General features: G+C 40.8%; 19 protein-coding genes and 3 pseudogenes. 7 read left to right on the forward strand and 15 right to left on the reverse strand.

Annotated features, from left to right (window positions below):
• Nucleotides 1-97: pseudogene (locus tag ABD917_RS07300) on the reverse strand (lysozyme); the annotation flags it as partial.
• Nucleotides 98-303: 206 nt separating this feature from the next.
• Between ABD917_RS07300 and ABD917_RS07305 the strand changes: the two are divergent.
• Both ABD917_RS07305 and ABD917_RS07310 read left to right on the forward strand, forming a co-directional pair.
• Nucleotides 304-606, forward strand: a complete 303-nt coding sequence (locus ABD917_RS07305) for a type II toxin-antitoxin system RelE/ParE family toxin (protein ID WP_345119444.1) — start codon at nt 304-306, stop codon at nt 604-606.
• Nucleotides 593-913 (forward strand): addiction module antidote protein, encoded by a 321-nt coding sequence (locus ABD917_RS07310; RefSeq protein ID WP_345119445.1) that lies wholly within the window; start codon nt 593-595, stop codon nt 911-913. The genes ABD917_RS07305 and ABD917_RS07310 overlap by 14 nt, the downstream gene beginning before the upstream one ends.
• 43 nt (nt 914-956) lie before the next feature.
• Here ABD917_RS07310 and ABD917_RS07315 read toward each other — a convergent pair whose 3' ends face one another.
• The gene (locus ABD917_RS07315) at nt 957-1235 is read right to left on the reverse strand and encodes a hypothetical protein (protein ID WP_345119446.1); all 279 of its coding nucleotides are present in this window, start codon (nt 1233-1235) and stop codon (nt 957-959) included.
• Nucleotides 1232-1963, reverse strand: coding sequence for an antA/AntB antirepressor family protein (locus tag ABD917_RS07320; protein WP_345119447.1), 732 nt, complete (start codon nt 1961-1963; stop codon nt 1232-1234). Before ABD917_RS07320 ends, ABD917_RS07315 begins: the two co-directional genes overlap by 4 nt.
• A gap of 404 nt (nt 1964-2367) precedes the next feature.
• On the opposite strand from ABD917_RS07320, the gene ABD917_RS07325 reads away from it, so the two are divergent.
• On the forward strand, nt 2368-3426 hold the full coding sequence (locus ABD917_RS07325; RefSeq protein WP_345119448.1) for a hypothetical protein: 1059 nt from the start codon (nt 2368-2370) through the stop codon (nt 3424-3426).
• 30 nt (nt 3427-3456) lie between these two features.
• Here the strand turns inward: ABD917_RS07325 and ABD917_RS07330 are convergent, their stop codons facing one another.
• The 10 genes and pseudogenes from ABD917_RS07330 to ABD917_RS07375 all read right to left on the reverse strand — a co-directional run bounded on the left by ABD917_RS07330 (nt 3457) and on the right by ABD917_RS07375 (nt 10898).
• Entirely contained in the window at nt 3457-3798 is a 342-nt protein-coding gene (locus ABD917_RS07330) for a head-tail joining protein (protein ID WP_345119449.1), read from the reverse strand.
• A gap of 1 nt (nt 3799) precedes the next feature.
• A complete protein-coding gene (locus ABD917_RS07335; RefSeq protein ID WP_345119450.1) occupies nt 3800-4876 on the reverse strand; it encodes a major capsid protein in 1077 nt (358 codons plus the stop codon).
• A 12-nt stretch (nt 4877-4888) separates the two neighbouring features.
• Nucleotides 4889-5260 carry a head decoration protein gene (locus ABD917_RS07340; protein WP_345119451.1) on the reverse strand — a complete coding sequence of 124 codons (372 nt, stop codon included), beginning with the start codon at nt 5258-5260 and terminating at the stop codon, nt 4889-4891.
• Nucleotides 5257-5628 (reverse strand): hypothetical protein, encoded by a 372-nt coding sequence (locus ABD917_RS07345; RefSeq protein WP_345119479.1) that lies wholly within the window; start codon nt 5626-5628, stop codon nt 5257-5259. The genes ABD917_RS07340 and ABD917_RS07345 overlap by 4 nt, the downstream gene beginning before the upstream one ends.
• Nucleotides 5520-6575 (reverse strand): S49 family peptidase, encoded by a 1056-nt coding sequence (locus ABD917_RS07350; RefSeq protein WP_345119452.1) that lies wholly within the window; start codon nt 6573-6575, stop codon nt 5520-5522. The genes ABD917_RS07345 and ABD917_RS07350 overlap by 109 nt, the downstream gene beginning before the upstream one ends.
• Nucleotides 6565-8135, reverse strand: a pseudogene (locus tag ABD917_RS07355) (phage portal protein). Before ABD917_RS07355 ends, ABD917_RS07350 begins: the two are co-directional and overlap by 11 nt.
• Nucleotides 8135-8383: a phage head-tail joining protein gene (locus tag ABD917_RS07360; RefSeq protein WP_345119453.1), complete on the reverse strand. Its 249-nt coding sequence runs from the start codon at nt 8381-8383 to the stop codon at nt 8135-8137. The pseudogene ABD917_RS07355 and the gene ABD917_RS07360 overlap by 1 nt, the downstream one beginning before the upstream one ends.
• A 3-nt stretch (nt 8384-8386) precedes the next feature.
• Nucleotides 8387-9422: pseudogene (locus tag ABD917_RS07365) on the reverse strand (terminase gpA endonuclease subunit).
• A gap of 33 nt (nt 9423-9455) precedes the next feature.
• On the reverse strand, nt 9456-10316 hold the full coding sequence (locus tag ABD917_RS07370) for a phage terminase large subunit family protein (RefSeq protein ID WP_345119454.1): 861 nt from the start codon (nt 10314-10316) through the stop codon (nt 9456-9458).
• A gap of 30 nt (nt 10317-10346) precedes the next feature.
• Complete coding sequence (locus ABD917_RS07375; RefSeq protein WP_345119455.1) at nt 10347-10898, reverse strand: hypothetical protein; 552 nt, start codon at nt 10896-10898, stop codon at nt 10347-10349.
• 89 nt (nt 10899-10987) lie between these two features.
• Here ABD917_RS07375 and ABD917_RS07380 point away from each other — a divergent pair, with 89 nt between their 5' ends.
• From ABD917_RS07380 to ABD917_RS07395, 4 genes are all read left to right on the forward strand, one after another.
• On the forward strand, nt 10988-11254 hold the full coding sequence (locus ABD917_RS07380; protein WP_345119456.1) for a BrnT family toxin: 267 nt from the start codon (nt 10988-10990) through the stop codon (nt 11252-11254).
• On the forward strand, nt 11232-11537 hold the full coding sequence (locus tag ABD917_RS07385) for a BrnA antitoxin family protein (protein WP_345119457.1): 306 nt from the start codon (nt 11232-11234) through the stop codon (nt 11535-11537). The genes ABD917_RS07380 and ABD917_RS07385 overlap by 23 nt, the downstream gene beginning before the upstream one ends.
• A gap of 95 nt (nt 11538-11632) precedes the next feature.
• A complete protein-coding gene (locus ABD917_RS07390) occupies nt 11633-11896 on the forward strand; it encodes a type II toxin-antitoxin system RelB/DinJ family antitoxin (RefSeq protein ID WP_019222085.1) in 264 nt (87 codons plus the stop codon).
• A complete protein-coding gene (locus tag ABD917_RS07395; protein ID WP_345119480.1) occupies nt 11883-12164 on the forward strand; it encodes a type II toxin-antitoxin system YafQ family toxin in 282 nt (93 codons plus the stop codon). Before ABD917_RS07390 ends, ABD917_RS07395 begins: the two co-directional genes overlap by 14 nt.
• A gap of 41 nt (nt 12165-12205) precedes the next feature.
• Here ABD917_RS07395 and ABD917_RS07400 read toward each other — a convergent pair whose 3' ends face one another.
• Both ABD917_RS07400 and ABD917_RS07405 read right to left on the reverse strand, forming a co-directional pair.
• Nucleotides 12206-12484, reverse strand: coding sequence for a hypothetical protein (locus ABD917_RS07400; RefSeq protein ID WP_345119458.1), 279 nt, complete (start codon nt 12482-12484; stop codon nt 12206-12208).
• On the reverse strand, nt 12481-13239 hold the full coding sequence (locus ABD917_RS07405; RefSeq protein WP_345119460.1) for an antA/AntB antirepressor family protein: 759 nt from the start codon (nt 13237-13239) through the stop codon (nt 12481-12483). Before ABD917_RS07405 ends, ABD917_RS07400 begins: the two co-directional genes overlap by 4 nt.
• Nucleotides 13240-13682: the final 443 nt, after the last annotated feature.

Raw genomic sequence — 13682 nt, forward strand, 5'->3', positions numbered from 1 at the left:
CGATTGTCCATACCCCGATGGCGTCTTTATAAGCATTGAGGCGCAAGCCTTCCCATTGTTTGATAAGAGCAAGCCCTTCTTGTGATATTTTTCGCATAAAGTTCTCCATTAAAAAAGCCCCACACAAGGTGAGGCTGAGTGAAAATCTAAAAATAATTTCTTTCCATTTTTAAAAAGCAGGAGAGAAAAGTTGGTTTTAAAGGCTTGAATGAATGTTGAGATAGAATGAGTTAAAATACGTTTGTTTCACGGGAACAAAAGAATGTATTTGACATTGTAGTAATTGTATCTTATAAGTTACAAATGTTTACAGTGTACAAAACAGAGCATTTTATAAAATGGCTAGATTCTTTAAAAGATGAGATTGCGCAAGCACATATTGTTAAACGGATTGCAAGAATAGAAACGGGATTTCTTGGGAATGTAAAATTTTTCCGTGGAATTGGAGAATTAAAAATACATCATGGCCCTGGCTATAGAATCTATTTTGTAAAACAAGGTAAACAAATAATTTTATTATTAAATGCGGGTGATAAATCTACACAACAGAGGGATATCGAAAAAGCTCTTCAATTAGTAAAGGAAATGAAACATGGAAATTACTAAATTTGACACAAGTGAATATTTCAAGACACCTGAGACACAAAGAATTCTTTTAGAAGATGCTCTTGAAAGCAAAGATAGTAAGTATCTTGCCCATGCTCTTGGCATCATAGCGAAAAACCAAGGAATGAGTAAAATTGCTCAAAATACAGGGCTATCAAGAGAGTCTCTTTATCGTTCTTTAAGTGATAAAGGTGATCCACGTCTTTCTACGTTTCTTAGCGTTTTAAGTGCCTTGGATTTACAAATGAGTTTAACGCCTATCCAAAAGAATTGTAAGGAACAAACGGCTTTAAAAGAAGTATCTTAACCACCTCCCCATTTTAAAAGATGGGGAAGAGGAGTGTTTTTATTTAAGCAACCTTTCTAATGGGGTTCTCAAAATTGGGCTCGTAAGCACGCAACAAAGAATCCATGCGATGTGGTAGTTCTGAAGAACCAAAATCTGTTAGAACTGCTAGAATCTTAACAATATTGCGAACGTCATTTTGGAGTTTTAAAACTAAAACCTTTTCTACCAGACTCATGATGTCAACCAGAGCTGTACACTCTTTTTCGTTAATATTTTCATCATTAGAAAACTGAAACAATGCTATCCATAAATCGCATAAAAAGTTAGTATCGATCTTCATTGTACACCTCCATGGATTTGCTCTCTTAAACATGCCAAACCTCTGGAGGTGATTTTTGTTGAAGGGAGGACCTTTTCTGTCTCATCGCGTCTTTGAATGGTAATCGCAGGGCAATCCATAAAGCCTTTCTTGATTTTGTCTTGATAAGGCAACAAAGGCGCCCCTGGAGCACGTCGATACACCCAATCATGTTTACGTAAGTAATCGGTCAAATCCTTAGGTCGTACCTCCAACATTTTTGCAGCTTCAATAAGACCAAACAAACCATCAGAGCGTTTTAAGCCCTCCAAAGCTTTTGCTTTCGGAGTCAATTCTGCAATCACATGATCTTTTTGCTCAATTTGACTTTGTAGGTGATTCAAGACGCCCAGTAATGCTTGAGGAGTTGAGTAATCTATTTGTGGTGTTGCTACTTTTTTCAAAAGCCTTTCACATTCGATAAAGTATTGACGTGCTTCATGCCCTTTGTCATTACGCTCTATCATCGAAAGGTGCTTAGCCATGTCTAATGTGAGATAGTATTCTTTCATTTTTCCACCCCGGTAAAAATTTACCGCGGTTATAAAGTCTATATTTTCTTGAAAGTTACATTCTTTAATACGATTTTTAATCCAATTTCTAAATTCGGACTTTATTTCTAAAAATGCATGCAATTCACGTGCGTTAACGGTTTGAACGATATCATTATCAATTGTAGTTTGATGTATGTCTATTAAATACTGTGCCATGGTTTGGCTCCTATGTGCTTAGACGTTTTTCATTGACACCCTAAAAGAGTGCCGGGTGCTGAAAAACACGGCACATAGCCCGTCGTTATGCCTTTCCCATAAAGGGTATTGTATAGCATAACCACACCCGACGAGACCACTATATGCTGTAGCATATAACGAGTCAAAATCTTTAATGTGTAGAAGATCGATTATTTCGGCAACCAATCCGCTATGTGTTTAAGGTGTTTTTCAGGCACCTGATTCGATTATTCATACTACTATCATAATGTCAAGTGATAATATTATATTTTTAAAATATGATAAACGCGTCTTTATTTTATTTGCCGACTCACATTAAATTTACTCGCTTTTATTTATAGCGGAAGGGGGAAATAATGCTCGACATACTTGATACAATTGCAATGATTGTATGGTTGTTGTCTTTACCAGTAATAATTGTCGGGCTCGTTTTAGTGTGTATGAAAAAACACCGAAAAAGCGGATTGAAAACTCTTGGTATTGGAGTTTTATTATTTCTTGGCTCTGCAATATTAGGTGCATTTTTTTTCCACAAAGTTGAACCAGATCAAGTTGCACATAATAATGAAATTATTTCCTCCTCTTCGACTTCGTCAATAGATGTTGCTACTCAAGATGAAAGAATAATTCAAGCACCAGTTGAGAATACTGATAAGAAAATCATTTCTACTCAAGATAAAAAATCAGATGAAAATGATGGATTAGGCTTTTGGGGTTGGTTTTGCTTAATCTTCTTGGCATTTATTGCATTGTCCATTTTTTCTTACTGGCAAGATAAACGTAAAAAACTTTCTGAAGAGAAAGTTTCAGAACAGGTTTCGGTGTCGTCCTCTCACGCGCATTCTTCTTTTAATTCCTCAGTGGCTAATACAACGTCTTCAGCACTCAAAAACGAACGGTTGGAAAAGGGGATCAAGATTTTTCTCCTTTGTGCTCTATTGATTGGAGGCATTGTAGTAGTAATAAATATTTCACCATGGTTATTAGTGGGCATTATTATTGTTTTACTTTTAGGGATCGCTGTCCATTTTGAAAATAAAAGAATAAAGCTTTTTGAAGAACAAGTTGCAATGTTGCTGCCAGATATTGAAGTATCTAATTTTTCTGAAGCATGTGAAATGTTTCAAGAACTTGATGCAAGTGAATATGAGTATCGTTTAGCACGCAATGAAAAATTGTTGGGAATTCAAGAACGCGTTTCCTTTAATATTAGTAAAAAGACCACACTTTTTGGACGTCTTTTGGTAACAGATCAAGCCATTGTATTTGAAAGCTCTGAAAAAAATGAAAGGACTACTTGGACACGTATTGCATCAGTAGCTATAACATACCAAGGATTCCAAATCAGTCGTCGTACCGGCGTACCATTGAATTACCAATTCGATGCCTTTTCAAGTCCAAGGTTTACAGCAGTAATCCGAACTCTTGGACAAATTTATTGATTTTTAAAGTACATACTATATAAACGTCCCTTACTTTATCTCCCGTAAGATAAGCTTATACATACCGGATTCAGAGGCTTGTACCTCTGTGATCACGAACTGCTCTTGAGAAGTATCTTCAGGAGAAATAATGACAACACTATCTTGAGGCTTTGGTGGTAAGCCGCCGATATCATGGATACAGACATCAAGTTCTTTTCGAGGTACTGTTGTGGGAATTCTCCCACCAGCATCTGATTCTGAATGTTTTATGCCGTAAATCGCTGTAATCCGAAACGATTGTTGATTGTCTTTTCGCGTGTAGATGACGGGTTGCCCAAAGGTATTGCGTACATCTTGAATCATTTTATGAAGCAACCCGTGCCATCGCATGTTATTTGCCTCCACTAACCGCTTTAAAGAGCATTTCAGGGCGTGTGCAGATGTAAAGCGGATAGCTGTAGACCTCCGGTTTTACCCATGCATTACGGTCGTTATCGACAATCAACATGGCGTAGAGAGGTCTTCCAACCGTGTTGGCAAAATCCAAGCTTTCTCCCGGTGCAAAGGTTTTTTGGAATACGCCAGGCGCATTGGCAGGAAAGAATTGGCATTCATCAGGCTTAATCCCTATGGCGCGTTTTGTCCCAGCTTTTGCACTCACATTATAGTTATGAACACTTCGGTAATTAATGAAAGTGACACCTGCAAAATCAAAACTGCCAAAGCTTCCAGAACCAATGGCACTTGGTGTTGCAACACCTCCAGCGCTATTGAGTGTTTGTGCAAGAGCTGTGTTGAGATAGGTCTCACGAATTGTTTTATGGTTTTTCAACTTGGAAAAGAATTCATTTCCACAAAGCCCAATAATCCGTGAACGATCAGAAAATTCTCTCTTTGAAGCCTCAATCATTCTCATAATGACTTGATCAACATGGTCGGCAACATTTGTTGTCTCAACATTGAGTTTAAAATCAATCGGCTTTGGGGGTGTAATTTCCCATTCCTTGTACCAATCAACAATAACAGAGCCATCGGCATCCAGCACAACACCTTGGACAGCGCCAAGTTGCATATTTTCCCATGTCAATTCGATTTCAGAAATCAGTTTCTTTTGTTTTCTGGCAATATATTTCATTGCTGTTTCTAACTGATCTTCTGTGTCAAATTCACGTCGGTTCTGGATTTCTTCAGATTTCACCGTATCACTTTTAGCAATTCGTGTTGTTTTGAAAAACCTTAGATTACGCCCCTCTCTATCTCCTTCAACCAAAGGGGCACCACGTTCACTGGTTTTAATCAAGGACAATGTATTGTCACGTCTTTCAATGCCAACCACTGTGGTGCTTGTTTCCACTTCTTCAAAAAGATTAAGAGAACTAATCAGACCAGGTTGAAACTCATAGTTTTCAATCGCTTTCATCATGGTAACAGCAGAGAAAGCATCGTGTTTAAAAAAGTTCATATCCATGTGCGCATTCTCCTATCGCAACAGTATTTTGTTGTTATCTTCTAAGGACTGAATGGCAGCACTTTTCTGTTCATCGGTGATGACATCTGGCCAGAGTAGTTCAGAAGCTTTCACGGTACTCAAGCGCGCTGTAATAACCGCGCGTTGCTCTGCTTCTGTTGCATCAACAGTGGCATAAGAAATCTCTGCCGGCGTTTGACTGCCATCTGATAGTGCTGGATTAAGGGGAACATATTTTCCTGTTGCCGTTACTTTTCCCATAATAGTGCCGGCTTCAACAAATGCCCCTGATGCAAAAACCACTTCTTCATTGGACATATCCGTGTCATAGCGTCCAAGATAAGCGCCATTGCGAACATCTTCATAGAAAACTTGATTATTCATTTTATTGCCCTCCAAGCTGCTTCCCATTTTGCATAAATTTTTGTCTTGTTCGTCCCATCACTGTGGGGTGCTGTGGTCGAGAGTTTTAAAGAGGAACTTTTCGAGACAGCGTCCGCTAGAACAACATTTTTAGCTTTCTCAACATTCATGCCGCTTTGAATTGCTTTTGCGGCATCAAAGGAGACACCTAAACGCTTTGCTTGCTTTTCAAGGTTTGTCAGTGCCTGTGCGCGTCTTCTTTCCTTTTCAAGAGCAGCTTTTATGGTTTCTTGCTTATCTTTGTTGTCTTTGTCTTTATCTGCCTCTTCATCGTCGAAGTCTTCGCCATCTTCGTCAATGTCGAGTGTGTCTTCTTCGTCCTCATTAATGACGTCGACAATCTTTTCATCGTCTTCTTCGGCGCGATAGTGTGTGCGTGCCATGTGTTTGTTCCTTCTTTTGTTGCTGTTGGGGGTGAGTGAATGGAATCCGTTAAGGCTTCCAAAGTTTGCGCAAGAGTCCCTTGCGCGTCTGCTAATCCAAGCGTGATGGCTTGGTTGCCTATAAAAGTTTCTGCTTTTGTGTCGCGGATTACAGCTGCATTCAGAGGTCTGTTTTGCGCAACCAAATCCACAAACATCTCGTAGAGCAGGGCGCAATCTGCTTGTATTTTTATCTGTGCTGTATCGCTCAAGGGTTCGTGAGAATTTCCATGAACTTTGTGATCACCTTCAAAGATAAAGGTCCATTTAAGCCCATGTTTTTCATCTGCACGGGACTGATCAAGATGGGCACAAACAACCCCAATGGAGCCTACAACCCCTGTACGGGCAATCCAGATTTGAGAAGCAGAACAAGCAATGGCATAAGCGGCTGAGCAGGCAACCTCATTGGCATGTGCCCAAATGGGTTTGTTATATTTTTTTGAGAGTGCTTGAAACTCTTCCACAAGATCAAACACACCACCAGCTTCTCCACCGCTACTATCAATATCAAGCAATATGGCGCGAACATCAGGTTGCCCAATCGCTTCACGAAAAGAAGCTCCCAAACCTTCATAAGAGGTTAGACCTGATAAAGCTCCAAGCCATGCACCACGGCGTACAAGTGTGCCGTGAACCGGTATGATGGCAATATTGTTTTGCACCACGTAAGTTTCTCGTGGTCTTAAAGGAGCACCATCTTTTTCTAACAATGCTCTCACGGCAAACTTTTCTCCTGCAAAAAGCCGTGGGGCAAGAGCATTGAGAATAATATCAAGCTTTGTGGAGGCAAGCATGAGAGGAACACCAAAAAGCCGGGATGCCAAAAACGGCATATCAAGATTATTCGCCATTTGCATGCGCCTTACTGTCTTGGTTACTTTCATAAGTTTCAGAAGGATCTGAATCTTCATCATCAATCAGTTGATTGCTAGCAGAGGGCGCTAGCGCATAATCGGTATCAAAGGATAAACCCCGCGTGCGCGCATCTGTGCGTTCTTCTTCGAGTTCGGTATGAATGTTATCAATATCAAAGCCCCGTTCAGCCAACGCCATACGTCGTGTTTTCAAGCCAGCACGAATTTCTTCTTTTTCTGCCGCGATATCCTTGATGGGATCAATCATTTCAAGGGGTGGTGCAAAGCTTTCACATTGAAGCCATGGCAAGGAATTTTCTTCCCATCCTGGTAAATTTACGCGTCCAGCAAGCTCTGCCATTTCGACAAAGCGTTCCCAAACAATACGATTAAACTGAAAGGCAATGATATGTTCACGCCATTGTTTAACATGGCGTCTAAATTGAATGATGGAGGTTCGCACATTGGAAAAATTCCCCCGCGTAACATCTCCTGTCACAACGGCATAAGGCATGTTGAGAGCAGAACAAATTCTTGAAATATTGCGAAATTGAAAAGCTTCATAAGAACCTCCAACCTCAACAGGATTTGAGAATGTAATTTGTTTTTCGCCATCGACCACGTTAACCGAGCCAGGGTAAATTGGATGCTCTTCGGGGACCTCTTCAATCTTCTTTTCCACCCTCTGTTCAATTTTCGTTTTTTCACGATTCTCCTCTAACTCTGCCTCATGAGATTCCTTCCCTGTAATAAACACTGCAAAAAGAGCCGCTGTTTTTTTTCGTTCAAGTTCTGCATCATCATAGGATTCGAGTTGAAAGATTTTTGTCATACAGCGCGTTATTTTGGGAGAACCGCGCAATTGTCCAGCAATACGGCGCTCTTTGATATGAATGACCATTTCAGCAGGGACACGTATGCGTTCTTGGCTCTTAAATGCTATATTGGAAGGGCAATCATCATAGGGGTGATGTTTCCAGAAATGATAAGCAACGCGCTTACCACTGGCATCGAATTCAATTCCCATACGAATGTAATTGCCTTCAATCTCAGCAGGTCCATTATAGGAAAGGTCCAGCATTTCAGTGGGATAAACTTGTAACTGAAGAGGCACACCAGAGCGTCCATAAAGGTCGACATAGTGTAGTCTTACAAAGCATTCTCCGGTTAAAAAGACCTCTCGTGCAATAGTTGCTTGGAGCCCATAAAAGCTGGCATCTTCATCATAATCGGCTTCATCAACCCATTGCCACCATAAGTCTAAAAGTTTTTTCTTTTCTTCTTGAAAGCCTTCAATACGAGGATAAGGCTTAATCCCATCACTGACAGCCGCAGAGACCCATTCCTCCGTTGCAGAACCATAAAGAGCTTCATTGTCATAAAGCCATCTTGAACGGGCAACAATGGATCACCGCATTCCTGAATGGCTTTATTGATATGTTTTTTTACGGGGTCAAAACCACTCATACGGCGGCTTTTGCTTGCCGCTTCAAAATGGGGATTGTGTTGACGAGAAATTTTAAAAAAGCCCGTAATTTTATTGAACAAACCAGCCATTAATAGCCTCGTGATATGTTAAAATAGAACACGCGTGAACGTTTACGCCCTTCAAGGTCTGCTATTTGTGTGTTCAGCATCTCAAGGGCTTTGCGCAGTTCCTCAACAGAGCGATTGCTGACTTGCTTATCGCCGTGACGCACTGATTGCGCACCCGAATAAAGAGCCTCTTCAATTTGCTCACGCCGCCTTTTTAAACTTTCCAGTCTCGAAAATTTGCTGTTCATTGGTTCTAAAGTTTCACTCACAAATTACCTCCAATTCCCTCGCATATAAGGATTTATCATTGTTCTGAATGGCTTCTTTTGAGGCTGTGCTGTCTGAGATCTTCTTGGAGAAGGAGAGGGCACATGTTCTGATGTTGGTTGCTCTACAGAGCCTTCAACTTTAAGTTTTTCCAAACGTTCTTCTAAGATATCGACTTCTCGATTAAGGTTTATTCCTGCCGAAATCAGACCTTGTAAAGCCGCATAAGCATAGACCCTACAGTCCAAGGCTTCATTCCTTGCCTTTTCACTTTTTTGCCATTCAATACGCTTGAAGCCTTTAAAAAATTTGATCACTTTTCTTTCAGCGGTCAGCTGATCAAAATATTCTCGATCAAGGTTTTTGTGAAAGTGTGTTGCACCAGCCCCCGTTGCTTCGAGACCCGATTTTTTAAAGCGCGCTGTAATGATATCTTTCGCCGCATCAACCCCAAACAATATAGAGGTTAATCTGTCCTTTGTTGTTTCTGCTTGGGCGGCGTGGCCATACCGCACGCCAGCCAGCCTGTCCCTTAATGCCCCAAATGCGCCGTCCTTCACGGGGGCGCACATAATTATAAACAGCCTGTGTGTGTCCACCGCCGGTATCAATACAAGCCGCCGTTATCTTAATACCCTCTTTATAGCCTGGATGCGGCCAACGTTTTGCAAGATATTCATCCAATTGGTCCCACACTTCAAAAGAAGAGGGATCACCAGGAATAACTTGATAATCAATATGCCAGCTTTCTTCGCTGCGTCCCCATCCTACCACTTCAAGCTCTAAACGGTCATTTTGCACGTCAATTCCTGCTGTCAACACGACAGCTTGTTCTGGTGCTAAAGGATATTCTTCGCGTTTTGCATAAAGGCTGTCTGGATCAACAACTTCACCGGTTCTATCCTCCCATGGCTCTCCAAGAACAGTATTCACAAAAGGCTGTAGAAGCGCTGGATCATCCTTGGCATTTAAAAACTCTCTTGCACATTCACCCCAAGTAAGCCAAGGGGAATAGAGTGCCGAAATATGATAAGAGCGCAAATTGGGTCTGCTAGACTCACTGGTTGGGACCCATCATGCACCTCTTTCTTCACACATGAGATCTGTTTTTCGGTGCTCAGCATGTTCATGACCACAATGGGCACAGACAAAAACAGCTTTTTCCGGAGCCCCTTTTGGCCATTTGATTTGTGACCAAACAATCGGCTGGAGCACACCACATGCATCACAAGGGACATTATAATATCGCTGATCTCCTAGCACAAAATCCTTGGCAATACGGCTTGTGTCACGGTGGGTGGGTGTGGACAATTTAAAGATCTTTCGTTGTACAAAGGTTGATGTGCGCTTTTCCGCAATCATCACTGGATCCCCTTCGTTATCGACACTGAGAGGATAACCATCAACCTCATCCAAAATCAGATAACGAATAGGCATAGAACGCAAACCAGCTGCACTATTGGCTCCTGTAAGCATCAGCGCCCCACCATCAAACTCTTTCGAAAACATCGTATTACCGCTGTCACGCGCTCGAGCAGGGGCTATGCGTTCACTTAAAACGGGACTCGCCATAATCATGGGATCAAGCCGCGTCTTTGAAAGCTTTTTAGCTGTCTCAACGGTGGGCATCACATAAAGGGCAGGTCCTGGACTATAATGAATAGCATAACCGCAGAAATTCAGTCCTGCCTCTGACATGCCAACTTGCGCGCCTTTCATGACAATAGTTGTTTCAATCGGTTTGTGAGAGGAAAGATTATCCATGATTTCGCGCAAATAGGGGGTGCGTTTTGTTCTCCACAATCCAGGTTCAGCACTTGCTACGGTGCTAAGGTATCTATTTTTATCCGCCCATTGAGAAACCGTGTAGGGTGGGTCCGGTTGTCTTGCATCATTGGCATGGGAGAAAAATTCTGTAACAGCATTCTCATCCATTATTCATTCTTTGCTGGCCCCAAAACTCTCTCATTCTGGAGGTTGAGGATCATGATAAGGAACTGGAATATGAACAGCTTCAAGCAAAGCCTTTCGTATGTAATAATCGATAGCCCCTATTAGGCTTGCAGCGTCACATCCAACTTGTGCGGCAATGCTTGCACCAAATCGATGAGGAAAATTCAACATGGCGTCACGGTGTGCTCTTCCAAACTCACGCGCTGCTCTCTTTACTTCTTCACGGTCAACGGTTGTTTCGCGTAAGCGTTCAAGAGCAATCTTTTCGCTTTCAAGAGCAACTTGCATTCGCTCCAGTTTAATTTTGTATTCATTAGCACCCTCTGATGAGACTTGTTTGATCTTTGTGCGTGCTTGACCATCCGGTGCTAAAAATGGAGCAGGGCGCTTTGTTGGATTCTCATTCCATATGGCTGTTGCAAGCGCTTCATTAACAGAACCATCTTCAAAAAGAGCTGTGTCAAATTTTCCAGTTTTAAAACGCGAAACCACCGCATTCGGGGAAACACACATCTTTTTGGCAAAGGCACGAAGCGATAAACCTTTTCGAGATTTTTTATTCATTGAACAGCCGCTCCATTTTGAAGTGTATATACGAATTATTGTACACTTTAATTATTGACACGATTATATTTTTCGTGTACATAAAATATATGAAGATCGTGTGGGATGAACCAAAAAGAGCTTTAAACATTATAAAACATAAGCTTGATTTTGCTGATGTTATTTACTTTGATTGGGAACATGCTCTTATTGATGCAACTCATTCAAACCGCATGAAGGCTATTGGACGTTTTGCTAATGGTACGACAGTTGTTGTTTTTGCGAAGCTTGGCACTGAAGCGATATCCATTATCAGTTTCCGTCAAGCTAATAAAAAAGAAAGAGAGGTTTTCAATGACTATCAACAAAACCTTTGAAAGAGATTGTGGCTATACAAAAGAAGATTGGGACGCCGTGGATTCTCCACCACTAACAGATGAAGAACTTGCACGCCTAAAGCCAGCAAAAGATGTTTTACCCTCCTCTTTCTTTAAGTATGTAACAGAAGAACGCCGTAAACGTGGGCGCCCACCTGTTGAATCTCCTAAACAAGCGGTTACTCTACGTCTTGACCCAAACGTTATTGCCTCTTTTAAAAAACAAGGAAAAGATTGGCGCACACGTATGAGTGAAGTGTTAAAAAAAGCAAGCGGTTGTTAAGTCAAACTATCTCTCCATTCTAAAAAGTTCTTTACAGTTGAAATTGAACTTCAATTGTATTACATTGAAATACAATTAAGAGAGGAGAAATTATCATGGCTACCAGTCGTATGGTTCAAGCACGTGTACCGGAAGAGATTCAAAATGTTGCTAGTCAAGTTATTCAAGCCTCTGGTTTGTCAGTAAGTGATGTCGTGAGAGTGTTGATGACACGTATTGCACAAGATAAAGCTATTCCTTCTTTCTTATTTCAACCCAATGCAGAAACCATAGCGGCTTTTGCTGAATTTGATGAAGGCAATTTAAAAAAGTTTCATTCCGTAGACGAATTATTTGATGATCTCTATGCGGACGATTGAACGTACCACCATTTTTAAACGGGATTTCAAGCGTGAGATGAAAGGGCAACATCGGCATCTTTTAGATACTGATTTACGCACAGTCGTTGCAGCATTAGCGAATGATCAACCTTTAGAATTTCGGTATCGTGATCATGCACTGACTGGAAATTGGAGCAATTACCGAGATTGTCATATTCGACCCGATCTAGTGTTAATTTATCGCTTGGTTGATCAAGACCGATTGCTTTTGGTGCGTCTTGGCTCTCATTCACAACTTGATCTTTAACCACCTCCCCACCTTTGAAGTGGGGAAGGACATATTTTACCTTAAGCAACCTTTTTAATGGGATTGTCTAAATTGGGTTCGTAAGCACGCAACAAAGAATCCATGCTATGCGGTAACTCTGAAGAACCAAAATCTGTAAGGATTGCCAAAATCTTTGTAATATTAGGCACGTCATTTTGAAGTTTTAAAATTAAAGCTTTTTCTACCGCATTCATAGTTTGAACCAGAGCACTACAATCTTTGTCACTCACATTTTCATCATTAGAAAATTGAGACAATGCTATCCATAAATCGCATAAAAAGTTAGTATCGATCTTCATTGTACACCTCCATGTATTTGTTCTCTCAAACATGCCAATCCTTTGGAGGTGATTTTTGTTGAAGGCAGTACCTTTTCTGTACCATCGGGTCTTTGAATAGTAATCGCAGGGCAATCCATAAAGCCTTTCTTGATTTTATCTTGATAGGGCAACAGAGGTACCCCTGGAGCACATCGATAGACCCAATCATGTTTTCGCAAATAATCGCTTAAATCTTTTGGTCGTACCTCTAACATCTTTACAGCTTCAATAAGACCGAACAGTCCATCCGAACGTTTTAAGCCATCCAGAGCCTCTGCTTTTGGAGCTAATTCAGCAATCACATGATCTTTCTGCTCTATTTGACTTTGTAAGTGATTCAAAACACCAAGTAATACTTGAGGAGTTGAGTAATCGATTTGTGGTGTTGCTACTTGCTTTGCACGTTTTTCACATTCAATGAAATATAAACGAGCCTCTCTACCTTTCTTATTATTCTCGACCATGGAAAGCTCTTTAGCTACACTTAAGGTGAGAGCATAATCTTTAGAGGGACGACCACCTTGAGAGGGACGACCACCTTGGAGGTTTTCGCCAAAATTGGCGAAAACTATATAATCCTTATTTTCTATAAAGCTGTATTTGTTAATACGATCTTTAATCCAATTTGAAAAGTCACGTTTTGCTTCTAAGAATGTATGCAATTCTCGTGCGTCAACGGTTTGAACAATCTCTTGTCCAATTGCTTGTTCTTTAATTTCTATAAGAGTGTTCATATGAACTCCTTGTTGATAGATGTTTCTTAATGACACTCTAAAAAGAGTGCCGGGTGCTAAGAAACACGGCAACAAGCCCGTCGTTATGCCTTTCCCAAAAGAGTATTGTATAGCATAACCACACCCGACGATATCATTATATGCTTGCTGCACACAATGAGTCAAAGCTTTTAAATCGCGGAAGATTAGTTATCTCGGCAACTAACCCGCTTGTTGTTTAAAGGTGTTTCTTAGGCACCTGATTCGACAATAGACACATTGTTGCCATATTATCAAGCGGTGACTTCACATTTTTTAAAATAATTATAGATTGTATAGTTTATATATGAGTAAACATTAATTTCATTATTTATCAATATGTTATGTGTCCAATGTACAGTCAATTTGAAAATTCTGTCGCTAGCGATAGTTCGCGCTGGCCTGCCCCGCAACGAAGCCAACCC

The organism is Bartonella pachyuromydis, assembly GCF_039543065.1.
In the GTDB taxonomy this organism is placed as follows: Bacteria; Pseudomonadota; Alphaproteobacteria; order Rhizobiales; family Rhizobiaceae; genus Bartonella; species Bartonella pachyuromydis.

Excerpts from the sequence above, each read along its gene's own strand:
- ABD917_RS07395 (WP_345119480.1), top strand. The coding sequence starts at position 11,883 with ATGCGGACGATTGAACGTACCACCATTTTTAAACGGGATTTCAAGCGT.
- ABD917_RS07325 (WP_345119448.1), top strand. The coding sequence starts at position 2,368 with ATGATTGTATGGTTGTTGTCTTTACCAGTAATAATTGTCGGGCTCGTT.
- ABD917_RS07350 (WP_345119452.1), bottom strand. The coding sequence starts at position 6,575 with ATGGCGAATAATCTTGATATGCCGTTTTTGGCATCCCGGCTTTTTGGT.
- ABD917_RS07335 (WP_345119450.1), bottom strand. The coding sequence starts at position 4,876 with ATGGATATGAACTTTTTTAAACACGATGCTTTCTCTGCTGTTACCATG.
- ABD917_RS07370 (WP_345119454.1), bottom strand. The coding sequence starts at position 10,316 with ATGGATGAGAATGCTGTTACAGAATTTTTCTCCCATGCCAATGATGCA.
- ABD917_RS07390 (WP_019222085.1), top strand. The coding sequence starts at position 11,633 with ATGGCTACCAGTCGTATGGTTCAAGCACGTGTACCGGAAGAGATTCAA.
- ABD917_RS07315 (WP_345119446.1), bottom strand. The coding sequence starts at position 1,235 with ATGAAGATCGATACTAACTTTTTATGCGATTTATGGATAGCATTGTTT.
- ABD917_RS07375 (WP_345119455.1), bottom strand. The coding sequence starts at position 10,898 with ATGAATAAAAAATCTCGAAAAGGTTTATCGCTTCGTGCCTTTGCCAAA.
- ABD917_RS07340 (WP_345119451.1), bottom strand. The coding sequence starts at position 5,260 with ATGAATAATCAAGTTTTCTATGAAGATGTTCGCAATGGCGCTTATCTT.
- ABD917_RS07405 (WP_345119460.1), bottom strand. The coding sequence starts at position 13,239 with ATGAACACTCTTATAGAAATTAAAGAACAAGCAATTGGACAAGAGATT.
- ABD917_RS07320 (WP_345119447.1), bottom strand. The coding sequence starts at position 1,963 with ATGGCACAGTATTTAATAGACATACATCAAACTACAATTGATAATGAT.
- ABD917_RS07400 (WP_345119458.1), bottom strand. The coding sequence starts at position 12,484 with ATGAAGATCGATACTAACTTTTTATGCGATTTATGGATAGCATTGTCT.
- ABD917_RS07305 (WP_345119444.1), top strand. The coding sequence starts at position 304 with ATGTTTACAGTGTACAAAACAGAGCATTTTATAAAATGGCTAGATTCT.
- ABD917_RS07380 (WP_345119456.1), top strand. The coding sequence starts at position 10,988 with ATGAAGATCGTGTGGGATGAACCAAAAAGAGCTTTAAACATTATAAAA.
- ABD917_RS07385 (WP_345119457.1), top strand. The coding sequence starts at position 11,232 with ATGACTATCAACAAAACCTTTGAAAGAGATTGTGGCTATACAAAAGAA.
- ABD917_RS07310 (WP_345119445.1), top strand. The coding sequence starts at position 593 with ATGGAAATTACTAAATTTGACACAAGTGAATATTTCAAGACACCTGAG.
- ABD917_RS07330 (WP_345119449.1), bottom strand. The coding sequence starts at position 3,798 with ATGCGATGGCACGGGTTGCTTCATAAAATGATTCAAGATGTACGCAAT.